The 14,865-nt window shown below is 64.8% G+C and carries 13 protein-coding genes and 2 pseudogenes; all 15 read right to left on the bottom strand.

Features of this window, described 5'->3' with window-relative positions; all coding sequences use genetic code 11:
* Nucleotides 1-6: 6 nt before the first annotated feature.
* The 15 genes and pseudogenes from nuoN to PIB19_RS03535 all read right to left on the bottom strand — a co-directional run bounded on the left by nuoN (nucleotide 7) and on the right by PIB19_RS03535 (nucleotide 14,857).
* A complete protein-coding gene (nuoN, locus tag PIB19_RS03605) occupies nucleotides 7-1,467 on the bottom strand; it encodes an NADH-quinone oxidoreductase subunit NuoN (RefSeq protein ID WP_271239705.1) in 1,461 nt (486 codons plus the stop codon).
* Nucleotides 1,467-3,044, bottom strand: coding sequence for an NADH-quinone oxidoreductase subunit M (locus PIB19_RS03600; protein WP_271239704.1), 1,578 nt, complete (start codon nucleotides 3,042-3,044; stop codon nucleotides 1,467-1,469). Before PIB19_RS03600 ends, nuoN begins: the two co-directional genes overlap by 1 nt.
* Entirely contained in the window at nucleotides 3,041-5,128 is a 2,088-nt protein-coding gene (gene nuoL, locus PIB19_RS03595; protein ID WP_271239703.1) for an NADH-quinone oxidoreductase subunit L, read from the bottom strand. The genes PIB19_RS03600 and nuoL overlap by 4 nt, the downstream gene beginning before the upstream one ends.
* Nucleotides 5,128-5,433: an NADH-quinone oxidoreductase subunit NuoK gene (gene nuoK, locus PIB19_RS03590; RefSeq protein WP_056612953.1), complete on the bottom strand. Its 306-nt coding sequence runs from the start codon at nucleotides 5,431-5,433 to the stop codon at nucleotides 5,128-5,130. The genes nuoL and nuoK overlap by 1 nt, the downstream gene beginning before the upstream one ends.
* Complete coding sequence (locus PIB19_RS03585) at nucleotides 5,430-6,041, bottom strand: NADH-quinone oxidoreductase subunit J (protein WP_271239702.1); 612 nt, start codon at nucleotides 6,039-6,041, stop codon at nucleotides 5,430-5,432. The genes nuoK and PIB19_RS03585 overlap by 4 nt, the downstream gene beginning before the upstream one ends.
* Before the next feature lie 33 nt (nucleotides 6,042-6,074).
* Entirely contained in the window at nucleotides 6,075-6,560 is a 486-nt protein-coding gene (nuoI, locus tag PIB19_RS03580; protein ID WP_271239701.1) for an NADH-quinone oxidoreductase subunit NuoI, read from the bottom strand.
* On the bottom strand, nucleotides 6,557-7,612 hold the full coding sequence (nuoH, locus tag PIB19_RS03575) for an NADH-quinone oxidoreductase subunit NuoH (protein ID WP_271239700.1): 1,056 nt from the start codon (nucleotides 7,610-7,612) through the stop codon (nucleotides 6,557-6,559). The genes nuoI and nuoH overlap by 4 nt, the downstream gene beginning before the upstream one ends.
* Nucleotides 7,609-9,624, bottom strand: coding sequence for an NADH-quinone oxidoreductase subunit NuoG (gene nuoG / locus PIB19_RS03570; protein ID WP_271239699.1), 2,016 nt, complete (start codon nucleotides 9,622-9,624; stop codon nucleotides 7,609-7,611). The genes nuoH and nuoG overlap by 4 nt, the downstream gene beginning before the upstream one ends.
* 6 nt (nucleotides 9,625-9,630) lie before the next feature.
* Nucleotides 9,631-10,230 carry a hypothetical protein gene (locus PIB19_RS03565; RefSeq protein ID WP_271239698.1) on the bottom strand — a complete coding sequence of 200 codons (600 nt, stop codon included), beginning with the start codon at nucleotides 10,228-10,230 and terminating at the stop codon, nucleotides 9,631-9,633.
* Nucleotides 10,227-11,532: pseudogene (gene nuoF / locus PIB19_RS03560) on the bottom strand (NADH-quinone oxidoreductase subunit NuoF). Before nuoF ends, PIB19_RS03565 begins: the two are co-directional and overlap by 4 nt.
* Nucleotides 11,533-11,706 (bottom strand): hypothetical protein, encoded by a 174-nt coding sequence (locus PIB19_RS03555; protein ID WP_271239697.1) that lies wholly within the window; start codon nucleotides 11,704-11,706, stop codon nucleotides 11,533-11,535. It lies immediately after the preceding pseudogene.
* Nucleotides 11,703-12,373, bottom strand: a pseudogene (locus PIB19_RS03550) (complex I 24 kDa subunit family protein). The gene PIB19_RS03555 and the pseudogene PIB19_RS03550 overlap by 4 nt, the downstream one beginning before the upstream one ends.
* Nucleotides 12,373-12,678, bottom strand: coding sequence for a nuclear transport factor 2 family protein (locus PIB19_RS03545; RefSeq protein WP_443018731.1), 306 nt, complete (start codon nucleotides 12,676-12,678; stop codon nucleotides 12,373-12,375). Before PIB19_RS03545 ends, PIB19_RS03550 begins: the two are co-directional and overlap by 1 nt.
* Nucleotides 12,679-12,707: 29 nt before the next feature.
* Nucleotides 12,708-13,943, bottom strand: a complete 1,236-nt coding sequence (locus PIB19_RS03540) for an NADH-quinone oxidoreductase subunit D (protein WP_271239695.1) — start codon at nucleotides 13,941-13,943, stop codon at nucleotides 12,708-12,710.
* Nucleotides 13,943-14,857 carry an NADH-quinone oxidoreductase subunit C gene (locus tag PIB19_RS03535; protein ID WP_271239694.1) on the bottom strand — a complete coding sequence of 305 codons (915 nt, stop codon included), beginning with the start codon at nucleotides 14,855-14,857 and terminating at the stop codon, nucleotides 13,943-13,945. Before PIB19_RS03535 ends, PIB19_RS03540 begins: the two co-directional genes overlap by 1 nt.
* Nucleotides 14,858-14,865 lie beyond the last annotated feature (8 nt).

Genomic DNA, 14,865 nt, shown 5'->3' with positions numbered 1-14,865 from the left:
TCGCGGTCAGAACAGCGCCTTCGCAGCCGATGCAGTGAACAGCTCGAGCTGCCCTAGCAGCGGCCAGCCGAGCGGCGAGATCACCGCCGCGGCCACCACCAGCAGCGCACCCTCAACCGGATCGGTCTTGCCCGAGAACGCCTCGCCCGGCTCGTCGAAGTACATCGTCTTGACGATCTTCAGATAGTAGAAGGCGCCGATCGCCGAGGCCGCGGCGCCCACCGCCGCGAAGATGAACAGGCCGGCATGCACTGCCGCGACGAACACCTGCAGCTTGGCGAAGAAGCCGAGCAATGGCGGGATACCCGCGAGGCTGAACATGAAGATCGCGAAGGCGAGCGCGAGACCCGGCCGCGAGCGTGACATGCCCGAGAGGCTGGCGATGCTCTCGATCGGCTGGCCGTCGGGGCCGCGCATCTGGAGCACGATCAGGAAGCTGCCCAACGTCATGACGACGTAGATCGCCATGTAATAGAGCACGCTCGACACACCCGCCTCGCCGCCGGCGGCGAGGCCGATCAGCGCGAAGCCGACATTGTTGATCGACGAATAAGCGAGCAGCCGCTTGATGTTGGTCTGCCCGATCGCCGCAACCGCGCCGAAGATGATCGAGGCCAAAGCCGCGAAGATCACGATCTGGCGCCAGTCATGGATCGCCGGCCCCATCGCCTCGATCGCGACGCGGGTGGCGAGCGCGATCGCCGCGACCTTGGGCGCCGAAGCGAAGAAGGCAGTCACCGGCGTCGGCGCGCCTTCGTAGACGTCCGGAGTCCACATGTGGAACGGCACGGCGCTGATCTTGAAGGCGAGACCCGCGAAGACGAATACGAGGCCGAACAGCAAGCCAATCCCTTGAGGACTACGTAGATCCGTCGTACCATAGGCATCGGCGATACCCGCGAAGAGCGTCGTGCCCGAGAAGCCGTACACCAGGCTGATGCCGTAGAGCAGGATGCCCGAGGCGAGCGCACCGAGGACGAAATACTTCAGGCCCGCTTCGGCCGAGCGCGTGTCGCGGCGCATGAAGCTGGCAAGGATGTACGCCGAGAGGCTCTGCAGTTCGAGGCCGACATAGAGGCTCATCAGATCGCCCGCCGAGACCATCATCCCCATGCCCGCCGCCGACAGCAGGATCAGCACGGGATATTCGGGGCGAAGATCGTCGCCGGAGGTCGTCTGGAAGAAGCGCGGCGCGATCAGGATCGAGACCGCGGCGGCGAAGAAGATCAGTGCCTTGGCGAACGCCGCAAACATGTCGGGACGATAGAGCCCGCCGAACGCCTCGCCGCCGGCCGAAGCCGGTCCCGCCAGCGCGATACCCGCGCCGATCAGCACGGCGATCGATGCCCAGCTCACCAGCTTGGTGGAAGCCTGCCCGCCCCATGCGGCGACCAGCATCAGCAGGATCGCACCCAGGCTGAGCACCAGCTCGGGCAGGACCATCATCAATTGCATCGAATAGCTCATCAGTGCGCCTCCCCGTGCGCAGCAGCAGCGGGGGCAGCATGTTCTTCGCCATGCGCGGCGGCGGGCGCGGGCTTGCCGGCGGTCGGCTGCGAGTCACCCGCAGGCATCACGCGGCTCATCCGCTCGACCAGCCGCTCGACGTCCGGCCGCATCGGCTTGAGGAAGCTCTCAGGGTATACGCCCATCCACAGCACCGCCGCCGCGATCGGGGCGAGCAGCCAGAGCTCGCGGCCGTTCAGATCGGGCATCGCGCGGACGTCTTCCTTGGTCAGATCGCCGAACACGACGCGGCGATAGAGGTACAGCATATAGGCCGCACCGAGGATGATGCCGCTGGTGCCGATCAGCGCGGTCCAGGTCGAGACCTGGTAAACGCCCGCCAGCCCGAGGAATTCGCCGACGAAGTTGCTGGTTCCCGGCAGTCCGACCGAGGCCATGGTGAACAACATGAACAGCAGCGCATAACGCGGCATGTTGATCGCGAGGCCGCCGTAGCGATCGATCTCGCGCGTGTGCAGGCGATCGTAGATCACGCCGACGCAGAGGAAGAGCGCGCCCGAGACGAGGCCGTGGCCGAGCATGACCATCATCGCGCCCTCCACGCCCTGCTGGTTGAAGGCGAACAGTCCCATCGTCACGATCGCCATGTGCGCGACCGACGAATAGGCGATCAGCTTCTTCATGTCCGACTGCACCAAAGCGACCAGCGAGGTGTACACCACCGCGACGCACGACAAGGCGAACACCAGCCACATGAATTGCGCCGAGGCTTCGGGGAACATCGGCAGGCTGAAGCGCAGGAAGCCATAGCCGCCGAGCTTGAGCAGCACGCCTGCCAGGATCACCGAACCGGCGGTTGGCGCCTGCACGTGTGCATCGGGAAGCCAGGTGTGGACCGGCCACATCGGCATCTTGACCGCGAACGACGCGAAGAAGGCCAGCCACAGCCAGGTCTGCCACTGCGCCGGGAAGTCGTGCACCATCAGCTCGGGGATCGACGCTGTACCGGCGTTGAGCAGCATCGCGATCATCGCGATCAGCATCAGCAACGAACCGAGCAAGGTGTAGAGGAAGAATTTGTACGACGCGTAGATGCGGTTCGCGCCGCCCCAGATGCCGATGATCAGGTACATCGGGATCAGGCCGCCTTCGAAGAAGACGTAGAAGAGCAGCAGGTCCTGCGCGGCGAAGGTGCCGATCATCAGGATCAGCGTGACGAGCATCGCCGCCATATATTCGGGCACGCGCTTCTCGATCGCGACCCAGCTCGCGCCGATGCAGATCGGCATGAGGAAGACCGAGAGCATGATCAGCAGCAAGGCGAAGCCGTCGATGCCCAGCGCCCAGGCGAAATCGACGCCGCCGATGCCGAACAGCCGGACATGCTCGACGAACTGCCACTGCGCCGCACCCGCGCTCTGGTCGAAATTGGCCCAGAGCCAGATGCCGAGCGCCAGGTCGATCAGGGTTGCCCCCAAGGCGAGCCAGCGGGCGCCCTGTGCGCCGGCGAACAGGCAGGCAACCGCGGCGATCGCGGGTATCGCCAGCATGATGGAAAGGATCGGGAAACCGGTCATCCTGCGATCACCCAGGTGAGCGCGGCGGTGAGACCGATCAGCATGATGAAGGCATAGGTGTAGAGATATCCCGATTGCAGGCGCGCCGTGCCGACGCTGCCGAGCTGGACCAGCCGGGCGATGCCGTTGGGTCCGAAGCGGTCGATGGTCCCCTCGTCACCCGCCTTCCAGAGCAGCCGGCCGAGCGCGAATGCGGGGCGGACGAACAGGAAGTTGTAGAGCTCGTCGAAGTACCATTTGTTGAGCAGGAAGGTGTAGAGCACCCGGAAGTTGCTGGCGACGGCACCGGCGAAGCTGGGCCGCTTGATGTAGGCGTACCAGGCACCGCCGAAGCCGAGCAGCATCGCGACGGTGGCCGAGAGCTTCACCCAGAGCGGCACCTCATGCATCGCGTGCATCAGATGCGCGTCGAAGGCGATCGCATTGTTCCAGAAATGCGCGCCCTCTTCGGCCTCGATGAAGAAGCCGTGGAAGACGAAGCCCGCGGCGATCGCGCCGATCGACAGCAGCACCAGCGGGATCAGCATCGCCCACGGGCTCTCGTGCGGATGATAGCCCGCCGTCCCCTCATGGGCATGATCGTCGTGCGCGGCATGATGGGCGTCGGGCGCATACCCGGCATCCTCGGCCGAGGGGGCGTCGTCATGATGCGAGTCATGGCCATGCGCATCGTGGGCGGCGTGCTGGATATGCTCCGAGCCCGCCCAACGCGGCTTGCCGTAGAAGGTCAGGAACACCACGCGCCACGAATAGAAGCTGGTGAGCAACGCCACGAACACCCCGACCCAGAAGGCGCTGGGGACGCCCGCTGCCCAGGCTGCCTCGATGATCGCATCCTTCGAATGGAAGCCGGCGAAGCCGAACGCAGTCGGATTGCCGAACACCGCAGGGATGCCGACGCCGGTGATCGCCAGCGTGCCGAACATCATCGTCCAGAAGGTCAGCGGGATATGCTTCCTGAGGCCGCCATAGAAGCGCATGTCCTGCTCGTGGTGCATCGCGTGGATCACCGAGCCGGCGCCGAGGAACAGCAAAGCCTTGAAGAAAGCATGCGTGAACAGGTGGAACATCGCCGCGCCATAAGCGCCGACGCCCGCCGCGAAGAACATGTAGCCGAGCTGCGAACAGGTCGAATAGGCGATCACACGCTTGATATCGGTCTGGACGAGGCCGACAGTCGCGGCGAACAGGCAGGTCGCGGCACCGACAAAGGTGACGACGCCCATCGCGACCGGGCTGGTCTCGAACATCGGCGACAGGCGGCAGACCATGAACACGCCGGCGGTGACCATCGTCGCGGCGTGGATCAGCGCCGAAACCGGGGTCGGGCCTTCCATCGCGTCGGGAAGCCAGGTGTGGAGCCCGAGCTGCGCCGACTTGCCCATCGCGCCGAGGAACAGCAGCAGGCAGAGCACGGTCATCGTGTCCGCGCGGAACCACAGGAAGCCGATCGTCGAGCCATGCATGCCCGGCGCAGCGGCGAGGATCTCGTTGATCGATACGGTGCCGAACACGAGATAGGTGCCGAAAATGCCGAGCATGAAACCGAGATCGCCGACGCGGTTGACGACGAACGCCTTGATCGCCGCGGCGTTCGCCGAGGGCTTCCGGAACCAGAAACCGATCAGCAGATAGGAAGCGAGGCCCACGCCTTCCCAGCCGAAGAACATCTGGACGAGGTTATCGGCGGTCACGAGCATCAGCATCGCGAAGGTGAACAGCGAGAGATAGGCGAAGAAGCGCGGCTGATCCGGGTCCTCGCTCATATAGCCCCAGCTATAGAGGTGGACGAGCGCCGAGACGCTGGTGATCACCACGAGCATCACCGCGGTCAGCGAATCCACCCGCAGCGCCCATTCGACCTGCAGGCTGCCCGAGGTCATCCAGTTTAGCACCGGGACCACGGTCTGCTCGCCGCCGCCGTGCAGATACTGGATGAAGATCGGCCAGGACAGCGCGCACGAGACGAACAGCGCACCCGTCGTCAGCGCCTTGGGCAGCACGCTCCCGAACGTCTTGTTCGACAGGCCGGCGATCACCGCCGCGGCGAGCGGCAGGAATACGATGAGGAGAATCGGCGACATCAGCCCTTCATCCGATTGACGTCGTCGACCGAGATCGTGCCCCGGCTACGGAAGTAGATGACGAGAATGGCGAGCCCGATCGCGGCCTCGCCGGCGGCGACGGTCAGCACGAACATCGCGAAGACCTGCCCCACGAGATCCCCGAGCGCCGCCGAGAAGGCGACGAGGTTGAGGTTCACTGCGAGCAGGATGAGCTCGATCGCCATCAGGATGACGATCAAATTCTTGCGGTTCATGAAGATGCCGAGCACACCCAGCGTGAACAGGATCGCCGAGACGACCAGGTAATGCGTAACGGAGATCACAGTTCGACCCCCTGCCCAACCGGTGGGTTCATGTTGCGCGTCGCATCCTTCGAACGGCGGTTGATCTGGCGATTGATGTTCTGCGGGCGGACGTCGCTGCGCTGACGGTATGTCAGCACGATCGCACCGATCATCGCGACCAGCAGCACGAGCCCGGCGCCTTCGAACACGAACAGATAGCGCGTGTAGAGCAATTGGCCGATCGCCTCGATATTGGGCACGCCCGCGTCGATCGGGGCGATGCGGCGGCCGAGCTGGATCCCGCCCGCGCTATAGGCGCCGATCGCGATGATGATCTCGGCGACCAGCGCGACCGCGAGCGCTAGGCCGATCGCGGCATAGCGCATCACGCCGGCGCGCAACTCGGTGAAGTCGATGTCGAGCATCATCACGACGAACAGGAAGAGCACCGCGACCGCGCCGACATAGACGATGACGAGCAGCATCGCGATGAACTCGGCGCCCGCGAGCACCATCAGCCCCGCCGCGTTGAAGAAAGCGAGGATCAGCCAGAGCACCGAATGCACCGGGTTGCGCGACAGGATCGTAAAGCCTGCGCTGACGCAGACCACGAACGCGAACAGATAAAAGGCGAGAAGCTGGATCACGGAATCTGGCGGCCCCTGACGATTGCGGTGCGCTTAACGGTACGGTGCATCGGCGGCAAGGTTCGCGGCGATCGCGCGCTCCCAGCGGTCGCCGTTCGCGAGCAGCTTGTCCTTGTCGTAGATCAGCTCCTCGCGGGTCTCGGTCGAGAATTCGAAGTTCGGCCCCTCGACGATCGCATCGACGGGGCACGCCTCCTGGCACAGCCCGCAATAGATGCACTTGGTCATGTCGATGTCGTAGCGCGTCGTGCGGCGGCTGCCGTCGTCGCGCGGCTCGGCCTCGATCGTGATCGCCAGCGCCGGGCATACCGCCTCGCACAGCTTGCACGCGATGCAGCGCTCTTCGCCATTGGCATAACGACGCAGCGCATGCTCGCCGCGGAAACGGGGCGAGATCGGGTTCTTCTCGTACGGATAGTTGATCGTCGCCTTGGGCTTGAAGAAATACCGCAAGGTCAACCAGTGGGCCTTGATGAACTCCCACAGGGTGTAGGAACGGATTAGCTGGGCGACGCTCATGCGGAAAATCCAACCCGGGTCCACATCAGATACCCGGAAACGAGGAACACGAAGATCAGCGACAATGGCAGGAAAATCTTCCAGCCCAGCCGCATCAGCTGGTCGTAGCGATAGCGCGGGACGGTCGCCTTCACCCAGCTGAACACGAAGAAGAAGAACAGGATCTTGGCGAACAGCCAGAGGATGCCCGGCACCCAGTAGAGCGGCGCCCAGTCGAACGGAGGCAGATAGCCGCCCCAGAACAAGGTCGCGTTGAGCGTGCACATCAGCAGCACGTTCGCGTACTCGCCCAGCCAGTAGAGCGCGAAGCTCATCGACGAATATTCGGTCTGATAGCCCGCGACGAGCTCGCTCTCGGCCTCGGTCAGGTCGAACGGCGCGCGCTGGGTCTCGGCGAGCGACGAGATGAAGAACACCACCGCCATCGGGAACAGCAGCGGATTGAACCCGAAGCCGTTGAGGAAGCCGAACACATGGCCGCGCTGGCCATCGACGATCTCGCCGAGGTTGAAGCTACCCGCCCACAATACGACCGAGATCAGTACGAAGCCGATCGAGACTTCGTAACTCACCATCTGCGCCGCGGCGCGGATCGCCGAGTAGAAGGGGTATTTCGAGTTGGACGACCAGCCCGCCAGGATGATGCCGTACACGCCGAGCGACGAGGCCGCGAGGATGTAGAGCAAGCCGACATTGATGTTCGACAGCACCACGCCCGCTTGCCACGGCACCACCGCCCAGACGATCAACGCGACCGTGAAGGTGATGATCGGCGCGATCAGGAACAGCGCTTTGTTGGCGCTCGACGGGATGATCGTTTCCTGGAGGAACACCTTCAGACCGTCCGCGAAGCTCTGCAGCAGGCCGAACGGGCCGACCACGTTGGGACCGCGACGCAGCGCCATCGCCGCCCAGATTTTCCGGTCGGCATAAATGATCATCGCCACCGCGAGCATCAGCGGCAATGCGATCACGAGGATCCCGACGATCGTGGCGATGAACCACGCCCAGCCGAACGGCAAACCGATGGTGTTCTGGAAGAAGGCGGTCATTCCGCTGCCTCCGCAAAGTCTTCGCCATGGACCAGTTCGGCCGAGCAGCGCTGCATCGTCGGGGATGCGCGGCAGATCGCGTTGGTCAGATAGAAGTCGGCGATCGGATAGTTGACCGGACCGCTGGCCTTGGCGGAGAGCTTGGGCACCTTCCACGCGAAGGTCGCCAGACCCTCCTGCCCCAGCTCGGGCACTTCGGAGGCCATCGCCGCGCGCAGCTCCTCGAAGCTGTCGAACGGCAGCGTGCGGCCGAGCCTGTCGGAGAGCGCACGCAGGATCGACCAGTCCTCGCGCGCGTCGCCCGGCGCGAACACTGCGCGGTCGGCACGCTGGACGCGGCCCTCGAGGTTCACATAGGTGCCCGGCTTCTCGGCATAGGTCGCCGAGGGCAGGATCACATCGGCATGATGCGCGCCCTTGTCGCCATGATGACCGATGAACACCTTGAAGCTGCTCTCGAACTTCGAGAAATCGACTTCGTCGGCGCCGAGGAAGAGCGTCAGCTTCGGGTTCGCAGCGACGACATCGGCGATGCCGCCCTTCTGCGCGAAACCGAGCATCAATGCCCCCATCCGCGCCGCGGCGATATGGACCACGCCGAAGCCGTTCCACGCCGTCCCGTCCTCGAGCGTGCGCACCAGCTTCATTGGCTCGACCAATGCGAGCGCCGCGCCGAAACCGGCCCCCAGCGCGCCGGGACCGACGATGACCAGCGGCTTCTTCGCGCCGTCGAACGCCTGCACCACCTGATCGGGCAACTTGCCGAGCAGCGACAGATCATTGCCCAGCCATTCGAGCTTGTAGGTGAGGTCGGTCTCGGGCCCGAGCGCGAAGACCTTGGCGCCCTTCTTGATCGCTTTGCGCACCCGCGTGTTGATCAGCGGCGCCTCCCAGCGGAGGTTGCTGCCGATCAGCAGGATCGCATCCGCATCCTCGACACCGGCGATGGTCGGGTTGAACGCCACCGCGCCGAGGCTCGACACGTCATAGTCCATGCCCGTCTGGCGGCTTTCGATCAGCTCCGAGCCGAGGCCCTTGAGCAGCGCCTTGGCGGCGTACATCGTCTCGGCATCAAGCAGATCGCCGGCGATCGCCGCGACGCTGGAGCCTGGGTTCACCGCGGCGATGGCGTCGAACGCCTCGTCCCAGCTCGCTTCGACCAGTTTGCCGTCCCTGCGGACATAGGGCTTGTCGAGCCGGCGGCGGACCAATGCGTCGACATGGTAGCGCGTCTTGTCGTGCGCCCACTCCTCATTGACGTCCTCGTTGATCCGCGGAAGCACGCGCATCACCTGGCGGCCGCGGCTGTCGAGGCGGATGTTGGTGCCGACGGCATCCATTACGTCGATCGACAGGTTCCGCTTGAGTTCCCAGGGGCGATATTCGAATGCCACCGGCTTGTGGGTCAGCGCGCCCACGGGGCAGAGATCGACGGTATTGCCCGAGAGCTCGCTCCTGAACGCCTTCTCCAGATAGGTCGTGATCTGCATGTCCTCGCCGCGATAGATCGCGCCGATCTCATCCACGCCGGCCACTTCCTCGCCGAAGCGGACGCAGCGAGTGCACTGGATGCAGCGGGTCATGATCGTCTTGATGATCGGACCCATATATTTCTCGGTCACCGCCCGCTTGTTCTCCGTGTAGCGGCTATGGCCCTTGCCATACGCGATCGACTGGTCCTGCAGGTCGCATTCGCCGCCCTGATCGCAGATCGGGCAATCGAGCGGGTGGTTGATCAGCAGGAATTCCATCACGCCTTCGCGCGCGGCCTTCACCATCTGGCTGTCGGTGCGGATCTCCTGCCCCTCGGCGGCCGGCAGCGCGCAGCTGGCCTGCGGCTTGGGCGGCCCCGGCTTCACTTCGACGAGGCACATGCGGCAATTGCCGGCGATCGACAGCCGCTCGTGATAGCAGAAGCGCGGAATCTCCTTGCCCGCGGCTTCGCAGGCCTGAAGCACGGTGGCGCCCTGCGGCACTTCGACTTCGATTCCATCTACTTTGAGCTTGGGCATTGCGGATCAGCTTCCCGAAACGGGCATGTGAGTGACGCGCCAGGCCGCCAGCGCAATCTGTGCGCGAAGACCGGGGCGATTGATGCGGAGCTGCGTGCCGTTGGCGGTGCACTCTCCCAGAAACGTCGTGACGCCTTTAAAGGCCAGCTTCTCCTGCTCGCTGTTCACCTCGGTGCGCAGCAGCGTGACGACTGCCTCGGGCGACTTGCGCACGATGCACAGGCCCATCGCTTCCAGCTCGTTGCGCGCAGCACCAACCGGCTCGCCTTCGTGCCAGCCGAGCTTCTCGGCAAGCTGCGCGTCTTCGCCCGTCAACCTGCCTTCGGCAAGCGCACCGGCAAACAGCGATGTGGTGGAAGCGAGCTTGCCCCCATTGATGCAGCCGCTTTGCCCCGTGGTCAGGCGGCGAAGTTCGACCTTGTACCCGGGCGTGTGGAAATCGAGCGCGAGCACCTTGTCGACCAGCCCGGGATTTCGTTTGGCGACGCATTTGCCGAAATCGTGGATGACCTGAACGGCCATCGGGTCGAGCTTCCGGGGCGCTTCGTCCTGCGCAGCGGCAGGCGATACGAGAAGCGCGGCAATGGCAAGTGCGAGCATCTTCACTCCGCAGCCTCCTGCATCGGCGCCTCGCCGGTGCCGTTGCGTTCGTTGATCCGCCGCTCGATCTCGGGGCGGAAATGGCGGATCAGGCCCTGGATCGGCCAAGCCGCGGCGTCACCGAGCGCGCAGATCGTGTGGCCCTCGACCTGCTTGGTCACCTGCTGAAGCGTGTCGATCTCGCTGATGTCGGCATCGCCGGTGCGCAGCCGCTCCATTACGCGCCACATCCAGCCGGTGCCCTCGCGGCACGGGGTGCACTGGCCGCAGCTCTCATGCTTGTAGAAGTAGGAAAGGCGCGAAATCGCGCGGACGATGTCGGTCGACTTGTCCATCACGATGACGGCCGCGGTGCCGAGGCCCGAGCCAACGCCACGCAGCCCGTCGAAGTCCATCGGGCAATCCATGATCTGCGCCGCAGGGACGAGCGGCACCGAGGAACCGCCCGGGATCACCGCCAGCAGATTGTCCCAGCCGCCGCGGATGCCGCCACAATGCTTCTCGATCAGCTCGCGGAACGGGATGCTCATCGCTTCCTCGACCACGCACGGCTTGTTCACATGGCCGCTGATCTGGAAGAGCTTGGTGCCCTTGTTGTTCTCCGCGCCGAAGCTCGCGAACCATTCGGGGCTGCGCCGCAGAATCGTCGGGACGACCGCGATCGATCTCGACGTTGTTGACCGTGGTGGGGCAGCCGTAGAGGCCCGCGCCCGCCGGGAATGGCGGCTTGAGCCGCGGCTGGCCCTTCTTGCCCTCAAGGCTCTCGAGCATCGCGGTCTCTTCGCCGCAGATATACGCGCCGGCGCCGCGGTGGACGAACACGTCGAAGTCATAGCCCGAGCCTGCGGCGTTCTTGCCGAGCATGCCCGCGTCATAGGCCTCGGCCACCGCCGCGAAGAGCGTCTCGGCCTCGCGGATATATTCGCCGCGGATGTAGATATAGGCGGCGCGCGCGCGCATCGCGAAGCCTGCGATCAGCGCGCCTTCGATCAGTTTGTGCGGATCGTGGCGGATGATCTCGCGGTCCTTGCACGAGCCCGGCTCGGATTCGTCGGCGTTGATCACCAGGAAGTTCGGCCGGTCGGGCCGCGGCTCCTTGGGCATGAACGACCATTTGGTGCCGGTCGGGAAGCCCGCCCCGCCCCGCCCGCGCAGGCCCGATGCCTTGATGCGGTCGATAATCGTGTCCTGCCCGATCGCCATCAGGCCCTTGGTATTGTCCCAGTCGCCGCGCTTCAGCGCAGCCGACAGGTTCCACGGCTGGAAACCGTAGACGTTGGTGAAGATGCGGTCCTTGTCCTGCAGCATTTAGCGTCCCCGCCCCACCATCTTCTGGATCAGGATATAGGCCACCACCGCGAGACCGATCAGAATCACGACTCCGAGCAGCTTGAATGCGATCTTGAGCAGCCATCCGCCGACGACCAGCGCGGCGATCACCGCGAGGATGACGAACAACAGGTTCTTGGTGTCCTGGCTCATGCCCATTCCCCGCGATAATCGTGGTTCTCGTTCACCATCGCCGTGAGGTTGGTCGTGCCGCCGGCCGCCTCGACCGTGTGCCGGCCGGGCTCCTGCGTGCCGGTTTTCGGCTGCTCGCCCTTGGCCAGCGCATCGAGGATCGCGATCGTGCGATCGAAATCGAGATCCTCGTAATTATCGTCGTTGATCTGCACCATCGGCGCCGAGGCGCAGCTGCCGAGGCACTCGACTTCGGTGAGCGTGAACAGCCCGTCGGCGGTGGTGTGGCCCTTGTGCATGCCGCGGCTCTTGCAGGCCGCCAGCACATCGTCGCTCCCACGCAGCATGCACGGCGTCGTGCCGCAGACCTGCACATGATAGCGGCCGACCGGCACGAGATTGAACATCGTGTAGAAGGTCACGACCTCGAACACCCGGATATAGGGCAGCTCCAGCTCGCGCGCGACGAACTCGATCACCGGCACCGGCAGCCAGCCCTGCGTGTTGGTCTCGGCACCGACCTGGCGCTGGGCGAGATCGAGGAACGGGAGCGTGCAGCTCTGCTGCCGGCCAGCCGGATAGCGGCCGAGGATTTCCTGGCCTTCTCGGCATTCTCGGCCGTCCACGCAAACGCGCCCCAGCGCGCGCGGGTCTCGGCCTCATCGGGAAGTTGTGGGGCGTCAGCCATCAGCGAATGAACTCCACCCGATCGACCTTGTCGTCGGAGAACGAATAGACTGCCATCACTTCGAAGGGCTCGGCCTCTGGCGAGCGCATCACCTTCTCGTGCAGCACTGCGGTCTGGCCAAGCTGCCAGCCGCCGAGGATCTCGACGCGATTGCCCGGGAACTCGGTGAACATCGCCTTCAGGCCCGAACGCACGCCTTCCTTGCCCTCACGAACCACCGCGCCGCGATAGCCCGCCTCGCTCGCGCCATCGGTCATCAGCTCGACATAGGCGTCGGCATCCTGCGCGTTGTAGCGGGCGATCATCTCGCGCGCGATCGCCACCTTGTCTCCACTCACCGGTCGCACTCCCCGAACACGATATCCATCGCGCCCAGGATGGCGGTGATGTCGGCGAGCATGTGGCCGCGCGACATGAAGTCCATTGCCTGGAGATGGCTGAACGCGGTCGGGCGGACCTTGCAGCGATACGGCTTGTTGGTGCCGTCGCTCACCAGATAGACGCCGAACTCGCCCTTGGGGCTCTCGGTCGCGACATACACTTCGCCCGCGGGGACGTGATAGCCTTCGGTGAACAGCTTGAAGTGATGGATCAGCGCTTCCATCGACTGCTTCATTTCGCCGCGGCTCGGCGGCGCGACCTTGCGATCGAGCGTCAGCACCGGGCCTTCGGGCATTTCGTTGAGACATTGCTTCATGATCCGCGCCGACTGGCGGACCTCCTCGACGCGCACCATGAACCGGTCATAGCAGTCGCCGCGGGTGCCGACGGGCACGTCGAACTCCATGCGATCATAGACGTCGTATGGCTGCGAACGGCGGATATCCCAGGGGATGCCCGCGGCGCGGATCATCGGGCCCGAAAAGCCCCAGGCGATCGCGTCGTCCCGGCTTACCACCGCAATGTCGACGTTGCGCTGCTTGAAGATGCGGTTCTCGGCGACGAGGCTGATCGCGTCCTCGAACAGCCGCGGCAGGCGATTGTCGAGCCAGTCGGCGATGTCGGTCAGCAGCTTCAAGGGCACGTCCTGGCGGACGCCGCCGACGCGGTAATAATTCGAGTGCATCCGCGCGCCCGAGGCACGCTCGAAGAAGTTGAGGCAATCCTCGCGGATCTCGAACAGCCACAGGTTCGGCGTCATCGCGCCGACGTCCATCACATGCGACCCAAGGTTGAGCATGTGATTGCAGATGCGCGTCAGCTCGGCGAAGAACACCCGCAGATACTGCCCGCGCAGCGGCACTTCGAGGTCGAGCAATTTCTCGATCGCGAGCACGAAGCTGTGCTCCATGCTCAGCGGCGAGCAATAATCGAACCGGTCGAAATAGGGCAGCGCCTGGGTATAGGTCTTGTACTCGATCAGCTTCTCAGTGCCGCGGTGGAGCAAGCCGATATGCGGATCGATACGCTCGATGATCTCGCCGTCCAGCTCGGTGACGAGGCGCAGCACGCCGTGCGCCGCCGGGTGCTGCGGGCCGAAATTGATCGTGTAGTTGGCGATCTCGGTATCGCCCGGCTCCGGCTTGCCGGCGTCGATGCGACCTTCGATCTCGTCCAGATACTCAGCCATTACGCTTCACCCTCCGGCGCCTTTTTGACGCGCGGTTTCCGCGGTTTCTTTACGACATCGGGATCGGCCGGCGCCGGACCTGCCCCGGGGCCCGGCTTGCCCGCGCCGCTCTCGGCCGTGCTGTCGGTGGTCTTGGGCTTGCGCACCCGCGGCTTGGCCGCCTTCGCCGCCGGCGCATCCGCCTTGACGATCTCGTCGGCAGTCAACGGGGTCGGCGCACCCTTTGCCTCGGGCTGCGAAGCAACGGGAGCCGGTGCGGGCGCAGGCGCCGGAGCCGGTGTGGGAGGCGGAGGCGGTGCAGCCGCCTTCTCGTCGCCGGGCAGCACATAGGCCGCACCTTCCCACGGGCTCATGAAGTCGAAGGTGCGGAAATCCTGCGCCAGCTTGACCGGCTCATAGACCACGCGCTTGGCCTCTTCCGAGTAGCGCAGCTCGACATAGCCGGTCTGCGGGAAGTCCTTACGTAGCGGATGCCCGACGAAACCATAGTCGGTCAGAATCCGGCGCAGGTCGGTGTTCCCGTCGAACAGCACGCCGTACATGTCGTACACTTCGCGCTCGAGCCAGCCGGCGACCGGCCAGATCCCCGTCACGCTCGGCACCGGCTTTTCCTCGTCGGTGGTGACGCGGACGCGGATGCGGCGGTTCTGCGTGAACGACAGCAATTGATAGACCACGTCGAAGCGCTCGGGCCGCGCCGGATAATCGGCACCGGCGATCTCGCTCAGCTGCTGATATTCGAGGCCGGGGGTGTCGCGCAGCGCCAGCATCGCATCGACCAGACGCTCACGCACCACGGTCAGCGAAATCTCGCCGACAGCGTCCTTGCTCTCGACCAGCATGTCGCCGAGCACGGCCGCGGCGGCATCGATCACGCCGTCATTGGGCAGAGTACGGGGTGCAGGCGCTCTCACTGTTCCCC

It is taken from the genome of Sphingomonas sp. 7/4-4 (genome assembly GCF_027941955.1).
Classification (GTDB): domain Bacteria; phylum Pseudomonadota; class Alphaproteobacteria; order Sphingomonadales; family Sphingomonadaceae; genus Sphingomonas.
Note: the sequence above shows the minus strand (reverse complement) of the source record. Positions and strands in the feature narration are given on the sequence as shown.

What these genes read in the sequence shown, in the direction of transcription:
- nuoN (WP_271239705.1), bottom strand. Translation starts at nt 1,467, where the DNA reads ATGAGCTATTCGATGCAATTGATGATGGTCCTGCCCGAGCTGGTGCTC.
- PIB19_RS03600 (WP_271239704.1), bottom strand. Translation starts at nt 3,044, where the DNA reads ATGACCGGTTTCCCGATCCTTTCCATCATGCTGGCGATACCCGCGATC.
- nuoL (WP_271239703.1), bottom strand. Translation starts at nt 5,128, where the DNA reads ATGTCGCCGATTCTCCTCATCGTATTCCTGCCGCTCGCCGCGGCGGTG.
- nuoI (WP_271239701.1), bottom strand. Translation starts at nt 6,560, where the DNA reads ATGAGCGTCGCCCAGCTAATCCGTTCCTACACCCTGTGGGAGTTCATC.
- nuoH (WP_271239700.1), bottom strand. Translation starts at nt 7,612, where the DNA reads ATGACCGCCTTCTTCCAGAACACCATCGGTTTGCCGTTCGGCTGGGCG.
- nuoG (WP_271239699.1), bottom strand. Translation starts at nt 9,624, where the DNA reads ATGCCCAAGCTCAAAGTAGATGGAATCGAAGTCGAAGTGCCGCAGGGC.
- PIB19_RS03555 (WP_271239697.1), bottom strand. Translation starts at nt 11,706, where the DNA reads ATGAGCCAGGACACCAAGAACCTGTTGTTCGTCATCCTCGCGGTGATC.
- PIB19_RS03545 (WP_443018731.1), bottom strand. Translation starts at nt 12,678, where the DNA reads ATGATCGCCCGCTACAACGCGCAGGATGCCGACGCCTATGTCGAGCTG.
- PIB19_RS03540 (WP_271239695.1), bottom strand. Translation starts at nt 13,943, where the DNA reads ATGGCTGAGTATCTGGACGAGATCGAAGGTCGCATCGACGCCGGCAAG.